Origin of the sequence: Streptomyces sp. CC53, assembly GCF_001865245.1 — a bacterium.
In the GTDB taxonomy this organism is placed as follows: domain Bacteria; phylum Actinomycetota; class Actinomycetes; order Streptomycetales; family Streptomycetaceae; genus Streptomyces.
On sequence record NZ_MKXB01000208.1, the window covers coordinates 1 to 15,833 of the forward strand.

Annotated in this window: 17 protein-coding genes and 3 pseudogenes; 14 read left to right on the forward strand and 6 right to left on the reverse strand. The window is 70.6% G+C overall.

Features of this window, described 5'->3' with window-relative positions; all coding sequences use genetic code 11:
* Positions 1 to 617 (reverse strand): annotated as a pseudogene (locus BJP40_RS28060) (regulator); the annotation flags it as partial.
* 223 nt (positions 618 to 840) lie between these two features.
* Between BJP40_RS28060 and lipB the strand changes: the two are divergent.
* The 4 genes from lipB to BJP40_RS28080 all read left to right on the forward strand — a co-directional run bounded on the left by lipB (position 841) and on the right by BJP40_RS28080 (position 3,928).
* Complete coding sequence (gene lipB / locus BJP40_RS28065; protein ID WP_071283194.1) at positions 841 to 1,656, forward strand: lipoyl(octanoyl) transferase LipB; 816 nt, start codon at positions 841 to 843, stop codon at positions 1,654 to 1,656.
* 124 nt (positions 1,657 to 1,780) lie between these two features.
* The gene (gene lipA / locus BJP40_RS28070) at positions 1,781 to 2,758 is read left to right on the forward strand and encodes a lipoyl synthase (RefSeq protein ID WP_071283195.1); all 978 of its coding nucleotides are present in this window, start codon (positions 1,781 to 1,783) and stop codon (positions 2,756 to 2,758) included.
* A gap of 236 nt (positions 2,759 to 2,994) precedes the next feature.
* Positions 2,995 to 3,210 (forward strand): hypothetical protein, encoded by a 216-nt coding sequence (locus tag BJP40_RS28075; protein WP_071267778.1) that lies wholly within the window; start codon positions 2,995 to 2,997, stop codon positions 3,208 to 3,210.
* Positions 3,211 to 3,220: 10 nt separating this feature from the next.
* On the forward strand, positions 3,221 to 3,928 hold the full coding sequence (locus tag BJP40_RS28080; RefSeq protein WP_071283197.1) for a DUF4191 domain-containing protein: 708 nt from the start codon (positions 3,221 to 3,223) through the stop codon (positions 3,926 to 3,928).
* Positions 3,929 to 4,004: 76 nt separating this feature from the next.
* On the opposite strand, the gene BJP40_RS28085 is transcribed toward BJP40_RS28080, so the two are convergent.
* On the reverse strand, positions 4,005 to 4,475 hold the full coding sequence (locus BJP40_RS28085; RefSeq protein ID WP_079171532.1) for an RDD family protein: 471 nt from the start codon (positions 4,473 to 4,475) through the stop codon (positions 4,005 to 4,007).
* Positions 4,476 to 4,739: 264 nt separating this feature from the next.
* Between BJP40_RS28085 and glnA the strand changes: the two genes are divergently transcribed.
* Positions 4,740 to 6,149 carry a type I glutamate--ammonia ligase gene (glnA, locus tag BJP40_RS28090; RefSeq protein ID WP_071283200.1) on the forward strand — a complete coding sequence of 470 codons (1,410 nt, stop codon included), beginning with the start codon at positions 4,740 to 4,742 and terminating at the stop codon, positions 6,147 to 6,149.
* 360 nt (positions 6,150 to 6,509) lie between these two features.
* On the opposite strand, the gene BJP40_RS28095 is transcribed toward glnA, so the two are convergent.
* Together BJP40_RS28095 and BJP40_RS28100 are read right to left on the reverse strand one after the other, a co-directional pair.
* Entirely contained in the window at positions 6,510 to 7,016 is a 507-nt protein-coding gene (locus BJP40_RS28095; RefSeq protein ID WP_071283202.1) for an NUDIX hydrolase, read from the reverse strand.
* The gene (locus tag BJP40_RS28100; protein ID WP_071283204.1) at positions 7,013 to 8,272 is read right to left on the reverse strand and encodes a hypothetical protein; all 1,260 of its coding nucleotides are present in this window, start codon (positions 8,270 to 8,272) and stop codon (positions 7,013 to 7,015) included. The genes BJP40_RS28095 and BJP40_RS28100 overlap by 4 nt, the downstream gene beginning before the upstream one ends.
* Before the next feature lie 406 nt (positions 8,273 to 8,678).
* Between BJP40_RS28100 and BJP40_RS28105 the strand changes: the two genes are divergently transcribed.
* The 6 genes and pseudogenes from BJP40_RS28105 (at position 8,679) to BJP40_RS28125 (ending at position 12,597) form a co-directional block, all read left to right on the forward strand.
* The gene (locus tag BJP40_RS28105) at positions 8,679 to 9,680 is read left to right on the forward strand and encodes an IS481 family transposase (RefSeq protein ID WP_071283205.1); all 1,002 of its coding nucleotides are present in this window, start codon (positions 8,679 to 8,681) and stop codon (positions 9,678 to 9,680) included.
* Positions 9,681 to 9,684: 4 nt separating this feature from the next.
* Positions 9,685 to 9,813, forward strand: a pseudogene (locus tag BJP40_RS36430) (hypothetical protein); the annotation flags it as partial.
* A gap of 200 nt (positions 9,814 to 10,013) precedes the next feature.
* Entirely contained in the window at positions 10,014 to 10,247 is a 234-nt protein-coding gene (locus BJP40_RS28110; protein WP_151898307.1) for a hypothetical protein, read from the forward strand.
* A 160-nt stretch (positions 10,248 to 10,407) separates the two neighbouring features.
* Entirely contained in the window at positions 10,408 to 10,590 is a 183-nt protein-coding gene (locus BJP40_RS28115; RefSeq protein ID WP_071283208.1) for a hypothetical protein, read from the forward strand.
* Positions 10,591 to 10,669: 79 nt separating this feature from the next.
* Positions 10,670 to 11,863, forward strand: a complete 1,194-nt coding sequence (locus tag BJP40_RS28120; protein WP_071283209.1) for a JmjC domain-containing protein — start codon at positions 10,670 to 10,672, stop codon at positions 11,861 to 11,863.
* Positions 11,797 to 12,597 carry an aldo/keto reductase gene (locus BJP40_RS28125; protein WP_079171533.1) on the forward strand — a complete coding sequence of 267 codons (801 nt, stop codon included), beginning with the start codon at positions 11,797 to 11,799 and terminating at the stop codon, positions 12,595 to 12,597. The genes BJP40_RS28120 and BJP40_RS28125 overlap by 67 nt, the downstream gene beginning before the upstream one ends.
* Here BJP40_RS28125 and BJP40_RS28130 read toward each other — a convergent pair.
* Both BJP40_RS28130 and BJP40_RS28135 read right to left on the reverse strand, forming a co-directional pair.
* Positions 12,585 to 13,433 carry a hypothetical protein gene (locus BJP40_RS28130; protein ID WP_079171534.1) on the reverse strand — a complete coding sequence of 283 codons (849 nt, stop codon included), beginning with the start codon at positions 13,431 to 13,433 and terminating at the stop codon, positions 12,585 to 12,587. The genes BJP40_RS28125 and BJP40_RS28130 overlap by 13 nt on opposite strands.
* A gap of 426 nt (positions 13,434 to 13,859) precedes the next feature.
* Complete coding sequence (locus BJP40_RS28135) at positions 13,860 to 14,135, reverse strand: hypothetical protein (RefSeq protein WP_071264919.1); 276 nt, start codon at positions 14,133 to 14,135, stop codon at positions 13,860 to 13,862.
* 156 nt (positions 14,136 to 14,291) lie between these two features.
* Here BJP40_RS28135 and BJP40_RS28140 point away from each other — a divergent pair, with 156 nt between their 5' ends.
* From BJP40_RS28140 to BJP40_RS28150, 3 genes and pseudogenes are all read left to right on the forward strand, one after another.
* Complete coding sequence (locus tag BJP40_RS28140; protein ID WP_071283210.1) at positions 14,292 to 14,654, forward strand: arsenate reductase family protein; 363 nt, start codon at positions 14,292 to 14,294, stop codon at positions 14,652 to 14,654.
* 190 nt (positions 14,655 to 14,844) lie between these two features.
* On the forward strand, positions 14,845 to 15,411 hold the full coding sequence (locus BJP40_RS28145; RefSeq protein WP_071283212.1) for a hypothetical protein: 567 nt from the start codon (positions 14,845 to 14,847) through the stop codon (positions 15,409 to 15,411).
* 106 nt (positions 15,412 to 15,517) lie between these two features.
* Positions 15,518 to 15,833 (forward strand): annotated as a pseudogene (locus BJP40_RS28150) (hypothetical protein); the annotation flags it as partial.

Genomic DNA, 15,833 nt, shown 5'->3' on the forward strand with positions numbered 1-15,833 from the left:
GGTGCGGCCGCCGGTCCGGCGGGACCACCGCGGGGAGTCGCGCCGGGCGCGACGGGGCCGCCGGGGCGGGGCTGCTCGGCGCCCGCGCGCCCCGGAGCGCCGCGTCCCTGCGCCGGCACGCGTCCCTGCGGGCCGCCCGCGGGGGCACACGGGACGGGATCCGTCCGGCCGACCCGCTCGTCGGCGCGGCCGATCAGCCAGTCCCTGCTGGGCACGACGAGCCCCGCCGGGGTGAAGGCGATCTTCCGCAGCTCGGTGTGGCTGCCGGAGTCCTTGCGCCACAGGCCGCTGACGATGTCGACGGCCTCCTCCGGGGTGGCGGCGAACTCCAGGCCCGCGTAGACGGGGGCGCACGCGTCGAGGCCGAGGTCCTGCGCCGACAGCCGCCGCCCGAGGCGCCGGGTGAACACCTCGGCGATCAGCGCGGGCGTGGTGCCGCGCGGCTGCTGGCCGCGCAGCCACCGGGTGACGGAGGTCTTGTCGTAGCGGAGGTCGAGTCCGTGCTCCAGGCCCAGCTGATCCACCCGTCTGGCGAGTCCCGCGTTGGAGAAGCCTGCCTCGGCGATCAAGGCGGCGAGCTGGCGGTTCGGGGTGCGCTGCGGGGGTCGATCCGTCATCAGCTGTGCGGTCTCCTGCCTTCCGGGCCGGGTGCGGCCCCCTTGGAACGGCGCGAATTTAGCCGCCACCGACGCCCGTACCGCCACCTTCGCCCCACATTCATCCGATCGTGTGAGGATTGACCTGGCGCTGACGGCCTGGACCTGGCCGACCGGACCGCCCGCCCCCGCCGTACAGTGGCAGGGCGTGTCAGGCGCTTTGCCTACGTTGGGAGACGGTGCCGTGAGTGAGCTGCGATTCGTCCACCTGGGCTTCGGGGACGCCCGCGTGGAGTACCAGGAGGCCTGGGACCGGCAGCGCGACGTCCACGCCGCCCGCTTCGCGGACGAGATCCCCGACACCTGCCTGCTGCTGGAGCACCCGCCCGTCTACACGGCGGGGCGGCGCACGGCCGAGAACGAGCGGCCGCTCGACGGCACCCCGGTGGTGGACGTGGACCGCGGCGGCAAGATCACCTGGCACGGTCCCGGGCAGCTCGTCGGCTACCCGATCATGAAGCTGCCGCGACCCGTGGACGTCGTGGCGCACGTGCGCCGCCTGGAGGAGGCGCTGATCCGCACGGCGGCCGAGTTCGGCCTGGAGACCAGCCGGGTGGAGGGCCGCAGCGGGGTGTGGGTGCTGGGAGACCCGGTGAAGCAGCCCGCGTCCCTCGGCGGGCTGTCGCTGGACCTGGACCCGCGGATGCAGGACGACGAGTTCGACCCGCGCCTCAACGGCCCCGAGTACGCCCCGTCGAACGCGGGCCAGCGGGGCGAGGACCGCAAGCTGGCAGCCATCGGCATCCGGGTCGCGAAGGGCGTCACCATGCACGGCTTCGCCCTGAACGTGAACCCGGACAACACCTGGTTCGACCGGATCGTGCCGTGCGGGATCCGGGACGCCGGGGTGACGTCGCTGGCCAACGAGCTCGGCCGGGACGTGACGGTGGAGGAGGTCGTGCCGGTGGTCGAGCGGCACCTGCGGGACGTCATGGCGGGCGCTGACCTGCGGCCGCGCGAGGTGGCACGGCACGAGGAGGCGGCGCCGGCCAACGCCTGACGACCAGGGGGGAATGCGTCCCCCCGGCCAGAGGTTGGCCGGACGGAGGACCGCACATTTGACGGGCGTACCCTGGGGTTCGCCGAAGAATCGAAAGTCGCGTGAGCAGAAAGGGGTGCCAGCCGTGTCCGCAGTCGCACCCGACGGACGCAAGATGCTGCGCCTGGAGGTCCGGAACAGCCAGACCCCCATCGAGCGCAAGCCCGAGTGGATCAAGACCCGGGCGAAGATGGGCCCCGAGTACAACCAGCTGCAGAAGCTCGTCAAGAGCGAGGGGCTGCACACGGTGTGCCAGGAAGCGGGCTGTCCCAACATCTTCGAGTGCTGGGAGGACCGCGAGGCGACCTTCCTCATCGGCGGCGACCAGTGCACCCGGCGCTGCGACTTCTGCCAGATCGACACGGGCAAGCCGCAGGCCCTCGACCGGGACGAGCCGCGCCGCGTCGGCGAGTCCGTGGTCACGATGGACCTGAACTACGCCACGATCACCGGCGTCGCCCGCGACGACCTGGAGGACGGCGGCGCCTGGCTGTACGCGGAGACCGTGCGGCAGATCCACGCGATGACGGCCGAACGCGAGGCCGGCCACACCAAGGTCGAGCTGCTGATCCCCGACTTCAACGCGGTGCCCGAGCAGCTCGCCGAGGTCTTCTCGTCCCGCCCCGAGGTGCTGGCGCACAACGTCGAGACCGTGCCGCGGATCTTCAAGCGGATCCGGCCCGCCTTCCGCTACGAGCGCTCGCTGAAGGTCATCACGGAGGCCCGCGCGGCCGGCCTGGTGACCAAGTCGAACCTGATCCTCGGCATGGGCGAGACCCGCGAGGAGGTCAGCGAGGCGCTCCAGGACCTCCACGAGGCCGGCTGCGAGCTGATCACCATCACGCAGTACCTGCGCCCGTCGGTGCGCCACCACCCGGTGGAGCGCTGGGTGAAGCCGCAGGAGTTCGTGGAGCTGAAGGAGGAGGCCGAGGAGATCGGCTTCTCCGGTGTGATGTCGGGCCCCCTGGTCCGCTCCTCCTACCGTGCGGGCCGGCTCTTCCAGCAGGCCGTGCAGGCCCGCGGCGCCGCCTCCGCGGAGGTGCCCGCCGCTCCGGCGGTGTGAGGTCGCGCACACGGACCGCCGACGGCCCGTACACCCCGCAGGCAGCGGAGGTGTACGGGCCGTCGGCGTGTTGTCCGGCGTTTGACCCGCCGGACATGCCTTGGTAACACCAGGGAGTGACACTGGCTCCACGCACCGCACACGGGGCGCCGCCGCAGCGTCCGACTCCCCCACCCCGCACCACCGCGCTTCCCAGGACCCGACCCATCCGCTCACCCGCCGAGGGGGACACCGACATGCAGGCAGCGAGTCAGCCCGTCCGCGCCCACGCCGCTCCGTCCGTGACGGGCGCCCTGCGCGCCGTCGAGGCCCTGCTGCTGGGCCGCGGCCAGCGCGTCGCGCGCCGCAACGCCTGGACCTCCGTGCTGGAGGACCGCCGCCGGGCCAAGGACAGGATCGAGGCGCAGCACGTACTGGAGGCCGCGGCTGGCCGCTCGTCATCGGCCACGTAAACTTCTGAGCATGGCGAGGAAGGCACATTCAGACAGCGGTGACGCTGCTGCGAACCCCGGGCGACTGAAGCAGATCGCCCTGACGTACAAGATGACCCGTCGGGCCGATCCGAAGATCGGGCTTGTCATCGCGGGCGTGGGGATCGTCGTCTTCGGCGCCCTGCTCGCGGTCGGCTTCCTGATCGGCCACCCGGTCTACCTGGGCATCCTGGGCTTCCTGTTGGCCTTCCTCGCGATGGCGATCGTCTTCGGGCGGCGCGCGGAGCGGGCGGCCTTCGGGCAGATGGAGGGCCAGCCGGGGGCCGCCGCGGCCGTCCTGCAGAACATCGGACGCGGCTGGACGACCACCCCGGCCGTGGCGATGAACCGCAACCAGGACGTGGTGCACCGGGCGGTGGGCAGGCCGGGCATCGTCCTGATCGGCGAGGGCAACCCGAACCGGCTGAAGGGCCTGCTCGCGGCGGAGAAGAAGCGGATGGCCAGGATCGTGCTGGACGTCCCGGTGCACGACTTCGTCATCGGCAACGGCGATGACCAGGTGCCGCTGAAGAAGCTCCGCACGACCCTGCTGAAGCTGCCGCGCGTCATCACGGCCGCGCAGGTCACCGCGGCGAACGACCGCCTCCGGGCGATGGGCGACATGATGAGCAACATGCCCGTGCCGAAGGGGCCGCTCCCCAAGGGCATGCGCATGCCGCGCGGTGGCCGCCTCCGCTGAGACCGCACACCGCACACCGATACGAGAGAGGGGCGCCCCGGCCGGGGCGCCCCTCTCTCGTATCGGTTCGGGGGTCTCAGTGCACGCGCACCTGCACGGCGTGGGACAGCCGGTCGTGGAGCCCGCGGCCGTCCCGGTCCCAGATCAGGGCCGGGAGGGCGAGGCACAGCAGCGCCGTCCGCAGCACGACCCGCACGGGACCCAGCCGCTCTCCGTCGACGGAGATCACCCGCAGCCCGAGCAGTCGCTTGCCGGGCGTGGAGCCGATGGTGCCGACGGTGAGCACGCTCAGTACGAAGAGCACGCCGAGCGCCCAGTTCCCCGCCGCCCCGGTGTCACCGCGCGTGATCAGACCGTATGCGATCATCATGCACAGGGACCAGTCGATGAAGAGGGCGCCGAACCGCCGCCCGAGCGGGGCGAGGGACCCCGGTCCCTGCTCCGGCAGCCCGAGCCGCTCGCCCCGGTAGCCGAAGTCGGCACCCATCTGCTCGGCCGCCGCACGCGGCCCGGAGAGCCACGATCCGATTGCTTGCCTGTTGTCCACCCGTACACGGTACTGCGCCCGCTTTGGATCACTACGGACCGGGTGCGGTGGACGGCAGCCGCGCAAGTAGCCGCCCCCCGGACCGGGTGCAGGTGCCGCCGGGCCGGGCCGGGCCGCGGCCAAGCCGGTTAACGCAGGCGAAACAAATGGGTCATGCTTGAGAAATGCCCCGTCCCTATGGTCAGGTCCAGCGTGTGCCACCGCACTGGCCGCACGACCCAGCTGCAACCCCGCCCTCCTCCGGGTGGGACTAGGAGGAGTGGGATGTTCCAGAACGCCGAGGAAGTCCAGAAGTTCATCAAGGACGAGGACGTCAAGTTCGTCGACGTCCGGTTCTGCGACCTGCCGGGCGTGATGCAGCACTTCACGATCCCGGCGTCGATCTTCGACCCGGCCGAGGAGCTCGCCTTCGACGGCTCGTCGATCCGCGGTTTCCAGGCCATCCACGAGTCCGACATGGCGCTCCGCCCGGACCTGTCGACGGCCCGCATGGACCCGTTCCGCCGTGACAAGACGCTGAACGTCAACTTCTTCATCCACGACCCGATCACGGGCGAGCAGTACAGCCGCGACCCGCGCAACATCGCGAAGAAGGCGGAGGCGTACCTGGCCTCCACCGGCATCGCCGACACCGCGTTCTTCGGGCCCGAGGCGGAGTTCTACGTCTTCGACTCGGTCCGCTTCAACACCTCCGCGAACGAGGGCTTCTACCACATCGACTCCGAGGCGGGCGCCTGGAACACCGGTGCGGTCGAGGACAACCGCGGCTACAAGGTCCGTTACAAGGGCGGCTACTTCCCGGCCCCGCCGGTCGACCACTTCGCCGACCTGCGCGCCGAGATCTCCCTGGAGCTGGAGAAGTCCGGCCTCCAGGTCGAGCGCCAGCACCACGAGGTGGGCACCGCCGGCCAGGCGGAGATCAACTACAAGTTCAACACCCTGCTGGCCGCCGCCGACGACCTGATGCTGTTCAAGTACATCGTCAAGAACGTCGCCTGGCGCAACGGCAAGACCGCGACCTTCATGCCGAAGCCGATCTTCGGTGACAACGGCTCCGGCATGCACGTCCACCAGTCGCTATGGTCGGGCGGCGAGCCGCTGTTCTACGACGAGGCCGGCTACGCGGGCCTGTCGGACACCGCCCGCTACTACATCGGCGGCATCCTGAAGCACGCCCCGTCGCTGCTGGCCTTCACGAACCCGACGGTGAACTCGTACCACCGCCTGGTCCCCGGCTTCGAGGCCCCGGTCAACCTGGTCTACTCGCAGCGCAACCGCTCCGCCGCGATGCGCATCCCGATCACCGGTTCGAACCCGAAGGCCAAGCGCGTCGAGTTCCGCGCCCCGGACCCGTCCTCCAACCCGTACCTGGCGTTCTCGGCGCTGCTCCTCGCGGGCCTGGACGGCATCAAGAACAAGATCGAGCCGGCCGAGCCGATCGACAAGGACCTCTACGAGCTCGCCCCCGAGGAGCACGCGGGCGTCCCGCAGGTCCCGACCAACCTCTCCGCGGTCCTCGACGCGCTGGAGGAGGACAACGAGTACCTCCAGGCCGGCGGCGTCTTCACGTCCGACCTGATCGAGACGTGGATCGACTACAAGCGCACCAAGGAGATCGAGCCGATCCAGCTGCGGCCGCACCCGCACGAGTTCGAGCTGTACTTCGACCTCTGAGAAGCTGGGTGAATCGGCAAAATCGCCACCGTGGCGATGGTCGCCGCACTTGCCCGCCGACCTGGGAGAACACCCTCCCGTGGCTTCCGGCAGCTTCCGGCGTCCTGTGCAGCCGATGCGCAAGATGACCAAGGAAAGCTGACGGCAGTCAGGCAGACTCTCATACGGCCGAGGTCCCGCTACTCTTCACGGAGAGTAGCGGGACCTCGGTCGTTTTCCGACCTCGTCCAGGCCAGAGCTTCGGCGGCCTATCGGTGTCTCCCACTCCTCCCGGCAACACAGGAGTGGGGCCTGCGCACCGCTGCGTCAGCCGGCCTCCCGAGCGCCCATCAGTGCTCCGATCGCTGCTCTAGGTGATCGCTACCAGACAGGCGTTCCGTCGTGCAGGTATACCGGTCGCCCTTTGTCGAGGGCCCTGACCGCGGCGGCCAGCCTGACCCGCATCCGCTGGCCCAGCAGTTCCCGCGCTTTGTCCAGCGTCACGTACGCGGCCTCGGACAGCTCCTCGTCGTGCGGCCGCAGCTCTCCTGGGACGCCGAGGCTCACGCCGTCAAAGACAAAGGCAATCTGGTCGTCCCATGGCCCGTGTGGGGCCACCCAGTCGACGACCAGGAGCCCGCGCACGGTGACCGCCAAGCCGAGTTCCTCGCTTAGCTCGCGGACGACCGTCTCCTCCGGCGGCTCGTTCGCCTCGGCCATGCCGCCCGGGAGATCCCAGCCCGGCTTGTAGGCAGGGTTCACCAGCAGTACCCGGTCGGCTGCGTCCCGGAGAAGCACGTCGGCCGCAACCCGCTTCCGGGGCTGGGTGGCGTTGCCCTCGGCGAGGTATGCGTTCCAGGCGTCGGGGTCTTCGGGCGACGGCTTCATGAGGTGGTGCCTCCCGGGGACGGCGGGATGATGTCGGCTAGGAGCAGCATTCTCGCCGTGCGTGCATCGTCGAAGCGCACCAGGTACTCCCTCACCAGCCCGTAGCCCTTGTAGGGCTCCAGCAGGCTCCTGAGGCCGTCGAGTTGCTGGATCACTCGGATGGAGCCGAGGGTGGGGCTCGTGGTAAGCAGGTCGTGGCCGACGGCCACCGCCGCGTCGAGATCGAGGCGCTGGACGTGAATTGCGGCGAGAGTAATGCGGCTGAGGGCCAGGGAGCGGGCCCGGCCCGACTCGCGCAGGCGTACGGCGTCCTTGGCATGGGCCAGAGCCTTCTCGAGCTGTTCCAGGTCGCGCAGGACAAGCGCGGACTCGCTCGCCAGCGCGGCGGTGTCGAAGGGACTCAGCCATGGGTGCTCGGAGACAGCAGGGGCGTCGAGGGTGCGGTGAGCCTGGTCGAGCGCCTGGCGCGCGGGGGTCAGTTGGCGGCCAGCAGCGAGGGCGCGGGCCTGCATGGTCTGGAGCCGGGCGACGAGCGAAGGAATTCGGGGGCCTTGACCAGCGAGGTTGAGACCCACGTGGGCCCACCGTGCCGCACCCGCGGCGTCGCCGGTCTGGAGAGCGAGGTGGCTGCTGGACGCGGCGATATGCGCGGCCAGGGGAAGGTCACCGGAGGTACGGGCTAGAGGTAGGGCGCGGGCGAAGTGGCGAAGGGCCAGGTCGTCCTGCCCGGAGTCGTGGGCCATCCACCCGGCCATCTCCGTCAAGGCGCCAGCAGCGGCGAACACCTCCGGGCCTGTGCTCGCGTCCACCAGTCGCGGGCCGACGCGGTCGTGAAGGTGTCGCACCACGGCTCCGTACAGGCGCCCTCCGCCGGTCTGGCGGTCCGCAACGCGAAAGGCGTCCATGGCCGCGAGATCCTCCCCGTCCGGGGATCGTTGGGGCTGCTGCGGCTGCGCCTCGGTGACAGGCTCCCAAGGCCGCCGCGCGAGTCCGAGAAGATGGCCGGGGATGTGGAAGGCGTCGGAGATCTGCTCGAAGAGGCTCAGCTTCTCGACTCGGCTTCTACCGTTCATGTAGTCGTAGAGCCGCCCCTGAGTAATGTCGACGGCCGCCGCGATCCGCCGGGTACTTACCCCGCGGTGGTTCAGCAGCCGGAACAGCGCCCCCATGTCCCTGTCGCGGCAGGCTGCGAGTAACCGGGCGTCATCGAGTAGCCCCGCGACGATTTCGCGCGTGTCCGCAATGTGGCGGTCCATGAGTCGTCCCCCTGCTCTGCGCGCCCAATGTTACGGCCAGCGACTGCGCGGTGACTCCGCCTTGGAGTCGCTTCATGGAGTCTCCTCCCTACCCACCAAGGGCGTTGACTCATCCATGTCGCCGGTCAGGCCCAGGCTTCCTGTCGGCGGTACGGAGGAGAGCCCTGCCCCCGAGCCGCGGTGGGGCAGGGCCTCCCATCCCAGAGGAGACGGCTCGTGATGACGGAACAGCACACCGCGCCCGTGACGGTTGCGGACATGCGCAGCGACAGCGAGCTGGCCCTAGTTGTTCTGTCCCGGGAGGTTGTGGACGGTGACAGGGCTCACGGCTGATCGATCTTGAAATGGGTGAGGGCCTTCTGGCCTGGTGTGGATTGCGACCTCTACACCTGACCGAAAGGCCCTCGTGCCCCACCGTAATGCACCCCTGACCGAGACCGGCCGTCTGCGTCTGGCCCGCTGTGTGGTCGAGGACGGCTGGCCCCTGCGCCGGGCCGCGGAACGCTTCCAGGTCTCACCTACCACGGCCAAGCGCTGGGCCGACCGCTACCGGCGACTCGGCGAGGCCGGCATGAACGACCGCTCCTCCCGCCCGCACACCAGCCCGCGCCGCACCCCGACCCGCACCGAGCGCCGCATCATCAAGGTCCGACTCCTGCGCCGCTGGGGACCAGCCCGCATCGCGCACCTGCTGCACCTGGTGCCCTCGACCGTACACCGCGTGCTGGCCCGATTCGGCCTCGCCCGCCTCACGCACCTGGACCGGGCCACCGGCCGCGTCATACGCCGCTACGAACGTGAACGTCCCGGCGAGCTGGTCCACGTGGACATCAAGAAACTCGGCAACATCCCCGACGGCGGCGGCCACAAGGTCCTGGGCCGCCAGGCGGGACGCAAGACCCGCTCAAACGCCGGTTACAGCTACCTGCACACCGCCGTCGACGACCACTCCCGGCTGGCCTACAGCGAGATCCACGCGGACGAGAAGAAGGAAACCGCCACCGGCTTCTGGACCCGGGCCCAAGCGTTCTTCACCGCCGCCGGGATCACCGTCGAACGTGTCCTGACCGACAACGGCTCCTGCTACCGCTCACGGGACTGGCGCGATGTTCTGACAGCGGCCGGGATCACCCACAAGCGAACCCGGCCCTACCGGCCGCAGACCAACGGCAAGGTCGAACGCTTCACCCGCCCCCTGCTCGACGAGTGGGCCTACGCCCGCCCCTACCGATCAGAGCAGGAACGACGCGACGCCTTCCCCGGCTGGCTGCACACCTACAATCACCACCGCGGACACACCGCGCTGAAGGGCCAACCACCTGCCAGCCGCGTCCCCAACCTCACAGGGCAATACAGTTGTTCTCGCCGAGGGGCGGGCTACCGGCCCAACCGCCGACGCACTCCGTAACCGGCTGCGCCAGCACCTCCAGGACCTTGCCGGCCCGGCCGAAATCTACGCCGCGCGCTTGGAGGACAGCCGGGCTCGGGACATCGTCGAGGACACTATCCGCCATGCCCGCGCCCTTGCCCAGGACTCTGGAGGAGACCCTGTGGTCATGCTGCGGTTGCTGGCGAAGGCCACCACGTTCCTGCTGCGGTACTCGCAAGCAGCGCAGCGGTCGTCGGCGGAGACCCGCCAGTGAGTCTCGCGGTGCGGCTGCTGCCTCGGCACGCGTTGGCTGGGGACCCTGGGCGCTGCGTCGAAATCCGCTTTGACCATCTTAGGGATGAGGACGACACGTTGGCCGTGCGCATCACCCCCGTCGAGCTCGTACGCCTCGCCGCTGACGTTGAGCGGGCCCTGGGCACGATGCGGGCGGAGATCGTCCAAGCCGTGATTGCCGAGCGTAAGCGCCGTGCGGTCATGCAGGCGGCCCAGCCCGACGTCGCTCTTCTCGCCCGCGTTCTCACAGCGCTGCGCAGAGACGAGTCGCTGTCGGTCGAACACCTCAGACTCCCGGCCGGTGACCGATGAACAGCACCGGTCGGGACCGCGCCGGGTGACCTACCCCGAGGTTCCCCGGCGTCACGCACACAGCTCCACCGTCCGAATCGCGCCCTACAACACCACTCACGGCGCCGGTTGACTCACCTTCCGTCCGTGAGGGCGGAAGCCGAACAGGAAGGAGCACCACATGACCACCGAGAAGGACCCCACCGGTAAACCGCCGCCCCCTGCCGGGAACAGCCTGCTCGTCGCGGTCACCGAGCTGACCGCCGTCCAGGACCGGTACGACAGCCTGCGGTCCGACAACGCGGGCAGCTCCGGCGACTCGCCGTGGCCCGGCGGTGACGGCAACCTGCACGACACCGAGTAGAGGCCGCCACGCGGCGGGGGCTCGCGCACCATGCGGGCCCCGCCGTTCATCTGCACTACAGCTCTCGGAGGAGTCAGCAGTGGAACACCGCTTGGTCAGCGCCATCGAATCCGCCTTGGACTGGTCAGGGCCTGAGAAGATCGGTGGCGAATTCACGCTCGGCCAGATCGACGACGCCGAGGTCCTCGCCCGCGTCCTCAACCCGAACAAGCTCCTCGACATCGCGATGCGCCGCAGCCTGTACCGCCCCCAGTTCCGTGCGTTCCAGAAGGGCGAAGAGGTCCACCCCGCGGTCTACTTCACCGACACTGTCAGCCCCCGCGGCCAGTCCATCCCCATGGCCAACATGCACCGCCTGGGCGATCTCCTCCGCGATGGCGCGACGCTCATCATGGACCAGCTCAACACCTTCGATCCGACCATGGAGGCCGTCTGTCGGGCGCTTCAGTGGTGGACGCACGAACGGGTCCAGGTCAACGCCTACCTCACCACGAACGAGGCGTCCGGGTTTCCGCTGCACTGGGACGACCACGACGTCATCGTGGTCCAGCTCGCCGGCGAGAAGGAGTGGGAGATCCGCGGCACCTCCCGCACGGCACCGATGTACCGGGACGCCGACGCCAACGACGTCCCCAGCGGCACCGTGATCTTCGACGGCACCCTCCAGGCCGGCGACGTCATGCACATCCCGCGCGGCCACTGGCACCAGGCCACCCGCACCGGCAGCGGCTCCGGCTTCTCCCTCCACGCCACCTTCGGCGTCACCAAGCGCACCGGCGCGTCGTGGATGACGTGGCTGGGCGACTGGTGCCGCGAGCGCGAGATCTTCCGCCACGACCTCGACCGGAGCCAGCCGGACAGCGAGGCCCTGGTGGACGCCGCCACCCGGCTCATCCGTGACCGTGGCCCGGCCGACTTCTTGGCCGCATACGAGCATCAGGTGAACCCCGGCCGCCACGTGCCGTTCCTCGACGTCTTCGGCCCGCTCGACGCGGTGGTGTGCACCGCCCACTTCCCGCCCCGCATCCGCGAGAGCGGCGAAACGGTCGACGTCGTCGCCTCCGGCAAGAAGCTCACCCTCGCCGCCAAGGCCCTGCCCGCCCTGCGGCTGCTGCTCAGCGGCCACCCCGTCGCCCTGCATGAGGCTGCGGCCACCGTCGGTGATGAGATCCACGAGGTCGCTGAGATCCTGGTGAAGGAGGAGGTATGTGCGCCGCTCACCGCCGAGTTGTCCTCGGGCTACACCGGTCTCGTCACCACCGTGACATCCTGACCGCCGCCTTGGACCTTGGCGTCACCGCTCTGGACACCGCGGCCACCTATCTTGGGTGCCGATCACACGAGGTGCTGAGGGCCACGGCCGGCGACCTCGTGCCGAGGTTTGCGCTCTCCACCAAGGTCGGGTACTTCGAGGGCGGCCACAGCCTCGCCCCCGCCCGGCTGCGGAAGGCTGTCGAACAGGCGGTCATGGAGCTGGGGCGGGAGCCGGATGTGGTGCTGCTCCACAACCCCGAGCATTCCCAACCCGATGCCGAGGCCCTGGCGAAGGCGTGCGGCGTCCTGACCGATGCAGCGACGGGCGGGCTCTGTGAATCGTGGGGGATCTCAACATGGGATCCACGCTCGCTCGTCGACCTCGCGGCTCCCCCGCCGGACGTGCTCATGGTCCGGTGCGGGCTCCTCGTCGGGATCGACGTCCTCGAAGCCGCCGAGGCCCTGGTGACCGGGTGGAGGCCCCGGCAGGTGTGGGGCATGAGCCCCTTCGGTGGGAGCACGAGCGAGCCGGTGTGGGAGAAGTTCGACCCGGCGATGTTCCTGCGGAGAACCTCGCCAGCCAGCCGAGTCCAAGCCACGTTCCGAGCCGCCTTCGCGCTCCCCGTCGTCGAGGCCGTCGCCGTCGGCACCGATAACCGGAAGCACCTGCGGGAGCTTGTCGACTCGTTGGAACTCGAGGTCGACGACCAGGTGGTCCGCGAGTACCGGCAGCTTCTGCGTCAGGCCGCCTGAAGCTCCTGCACTACCTGCTCCGCCACAGCACTAGCGGGCTCGGAGCGGGGATCCTCCGGGTGCGCGTACGGCCCAAGGATCTTCGCCGCGACGAACAGCGTCATCAGCTTGCCGTCCCGGCTCTCGAAATCGGCCCGCCGCTCCTCGCGGACGCGGTCAGCCAGGGCCGGGACGGCGAGTGAGGCACCCCAGAGCGTCGCCGTGTCCAGCCCCCTCGGGGCCATGCCCCAGTCCTCCCAGTCGAAGATGCAGAATGTTGGCGCCGTCATGTTCGCCCAGTGCAGATCCGCGTGGGCCGGTGTCCACTCGGTAAGGGTGGTGTCGACACCGGAGAAGACACTGCCGATCGTGGACGCCACGAGTTCCTGAGTGATGGTCTCGGTGTCCGGGGTGGCGATGCGGTTCGTACTCTGCCAGGAGAGAGCATCCAGCGAGGCATTCAGCGCCGTCCACCACTCCTCGGAAAGCTCCGGATGCTCTGCCACGATGGCACCACCGACCGGTGCCGCTGGAAGAAGGTCGGTCTCGTCCGCCCGCCACATCACCGGCTCGTTCTCGTCCCGCCATGCCACGCAGGCGTGCCAGACGGGTTTGGCGATCCCCTGAAGAGCCTCCGCGCTCGGGGTGCCGTCGCCGCCCTGGACTCCGATTCGGTCTAGCCCTCGCCGCTCGATCCGCACCCACGTACCGCGATCTGTCCGGCCTCCGACGGATCGGCGCTTGAGCACCACCGTGTCCCGGTCGATCCGCGCCTGGAGTGACCGCTCCACTCGCTCCAGCACGGCATCGACCGGTTCCCGGCGAAGGTCAACAGCCTGAGCAGCAGACAGCGTCATGGGCGGACCGTAGCAAGCCCGAGCCCGGCGTCGCTGACGATTCAGCCACGGTACTCACGTGGTGACCGTGCCCGTGACGACCGTATTGCGTGTCGATGCTGCGGATCTGATCAGCCAGGGCCGGGATGTCCCTGCGTAAGGCGCGAGTCCACCGTACGGGTGGCCGCCCGGCAACGCCCGCCGCCGCAGCGGGAGTAGGGGTGGGGATGCACCCCTGGTGGGAGTGGGAGTGTGTCCGGGCGGGGCGGCTGTCGCCCGGGGTGTGCTCGTACGGGCGGGCGCCGGGACGGGTACAAGCGCGAGAGCCGGGACGGGTGCGGAGGGCGGTCAGAGGGCGGCCGTGGTCCGCGGGCGGGGCGTGCGGGTGCCCGCCGCCGAGGTAGTGCCTACGGCGGCGGGCACGGCGCGCGCGGGTGGTGCGGCCGGTCAGCGGCCCGAGCGGATCAAGGACCTGACCATCCGGCACGTCGCCTCCGACGGCGGGTGCACGCCGATGCGGTGCGCCGTGCCGCGGATCGTGGCGTCGTCGGCGCGCGACGCGACGTACACGCCGGAGTCGAGCAGGGCTATGGCCAGGCGCATGGCCTTCAGGCGGCGGTTGTGGCGCACGTACCACTCGCGCGGCCGACCGGCCGGGAGCGGCTTCTTCCGCAGGGGCTTGCAGACGTCGGCGGGCAGGGGCGTGACGGTGGCGACAGCCATCGGCGACCTCCAGAAGCGCGGCGCGGGAGTCCTCCCCCGGACCCTCGCTGACTGCCTCCATTCTACCGGCGGGCACTGACAATCGGCCCTGCTCAGAAGGTATTTGCGGGTGACGGGAGGGGTCGGGGGCACCCGGCGGGCGGTACCGTGTGCGGCATGCAGATCTGGATCAACCCCGCATGCTCCAAGTGCCGCGGCGCGCTCACGCTGCTCGACGAGGAGGGCGCGCAGTACACGGTGCGGCGCTACCTGGAGGACGTGCCGTCCGTCGACGAGATCCGCGACGTCCTCGCCCGGCTCGGCCTGGAGCCGTGGGACGTCACCCGCACCCAGGAGGCCGCCGCCGGGGAGCTCGGTCTGCGGGACTGGCCGCGGGACGAGGCGGCACGCGACCGCTGGATCGGGGCCCTCGCCGCGCACCCGCAGCTGATCCAGCGGCCGATCATCACGGCCGACGACGGCACGGCGGTCGTGGCCCGCTCGGAGGACGCCGTGCGGGACGCCCTGTCCCGCACGTAGCGGACGGGGCCGCCTGGGCGGGCGTGTCCTGCTTCGCGGGTCCGGCCGGTGGCCGGCAGGCGCGGTCGCCGGTGCGGACCCCGACGTGTGGAGGGAACCGTCCGGCGGGCACGGGGCCCGCCCGGCGGGCGGGGGTTGTCACGGCACGGCGTAGGACGACGGGCACCAGGGAACCGAGGGAACGGCGATCATGACCGGTGAGCGTGGGGTGCGGGACGGGGCGATCCTGGCGGAGCTGTTGCCCGCCGACGAGGCGGAGCGGAGGGCACTGCTCGCACGGCACGAGCCCGCCGCCTATGCGGAGGACGCCCAGGCCGCCGACGTGTGGGAGGCGTGGGAGGCCCGCTGCGGCGCGCTCGTGGAGCGGGCGGGCGGCGGGCCGGCCGACCGGGCCGCGTGGGCGGGGCTGCTGGTGTGGCTGACCCGGGAGAGCGCGCGCTGCGGGGCGTTCAGCGAGCCCAAGGCCGCCGTGCGGCTCGCGCTCCTGTGCCGGCGGCTGCTCGACGGCGGGCTGCGGGGGCTCGTCGACCCCGACGAGGCGGTCCGCGGCTGCCTCGCGGCGCTGCCCGCCACCCGCGAGACCGTGCCGACGCGCGACGACACCGAGCTGCGCACCGAGAACTTCGAGGCCATCCTCGTGTCGCGGCACACGAAGACGCTGGTGGCCGCGGCGGTTCCGCTCCTCCCTCAGGTGGGCGATCCGGAACTGCGGGCCGAGCTGGCCGCGTGGGAGGAGCTGCGGGAGCGGCTGATCTGAGCGGGACACTGAGTCGGTGCCGGGTCGTTACCCGTACGTAGGGGCACAGCGAAACCGATCCGGCCGCCGCGTTCCCCCGTGCGCCGGCCGGGGACAGGAGCCCCACGTGTCACGCAGGAAGACCCTCACCCGCAGCAAGAAGCTCGCCCTGCTCGCGGCCGGCGCCGTGCTGGCCGGAGGAGCCGCGGTGGTGACGACCGGGACCAGTCAGGCGTCCGTGGCCTGCGACGGCCTGGCCACCGCGCTCGCCAACAACGAGCAGTTCATCGCGGGTCAGCGGGCCAATCGCGATGCGCAGTCGGAGGCCCGGATCGCCAACCGGCAGGCGGTCGTCGAGGAGATCAAGCGGAAGCAGGCCGCGAGCGGGTGCGAGGTGGGCGGGGGCGGCGCTCAGGGCGCGCAGCCCCCCGCGCAGGCCGCGC

What these genes read in the sequence shown, in the direction of transcription:
- BJP40_RS28130 (WP_079171534.1), bottom strand. Translation starts at nt 13,433, where the DNA reads ATGACGCTGTCTGCTGCTCAGGCTGTTGACCTTCGCCGGGAACCGGTC.
- glnA (WP_071283200.1), top strand. Translation starts at nt 4,740, where the DNA reads ATGTTCCAGAACGCCGAGGAAGTCCAGAAGTTCATCAAGGACGAGGAC.
- BJP40_RS28115 (WP_071283208.1), top strand. Translation starts at nt 10,408, where the DNA reads ATGACCACCGAGAAGGACCCCACCGGTAAACCGCCGCCCCCTGCCGGG.
- BJP40_RS28145 (WP_071283212.1), top strand. Translation starts at nt 14,845, where the DNA reads ATGACCGGTGAGCGTGGGGTGCGGGACGGGGCGATCCTGGCGGAGCTG.
- BJP40_RS28100 (WP_071283204.1), bottom strand. Translation starts at nt 8,272, where the DNA reads ATGGACCGCCACATTGCGGACACGCGCGAAATCGTCGCGGGGCTACTC.
- BJP40_RS28140 (WP_071283210.1), top strand. Translation starts at nt 14,292, where the DNA reads ATGCAGATCTGGATCAACCCCGCATGCTCCAAGTGCCGCGGCGCGCTC.
- BJP40_RS28125 (WP_079171533.1), top strand. Translation starts at nt 11,797, where the DNA reads ATGTGCGCCGCTCACCGCCGAGTTGTCCTCGGGCTACACCGGTCTCGT.
- BJP40_RS28095 (WP_071283202.1), bottom strand. Translation starts at nt 7,016, where the DNA reads ATGAAGCCGTCGCCCGAAGACCCCGACGCCTGGAACGCATACCTCGCC.
- BJP40_RS28075 (WP_071267778.1), top strand. Translation starts at nt 2,995, where the DNA reads ATGCAGGCAGCGAGTCAGCCCGTCCGCGCCCACGCCGCTCCGTCCGTG.
- BJP40_RS28135 (WP_071264919.1), bottom strand. Translation starts at nt 14,135, where the DNA reads ATGGCTGTCGCCACCGTCACGCCCCTGCCCGCCGACGTCTGCAAGCCC.
- BJP40_RS28080 (WP_071283197.1), top strand. Translation starts at nt 3,221, where the DNA reads ATGGCGAGGAAGGCACATTCAGACAGCGGTGACGCTGCTGCGAACCCC.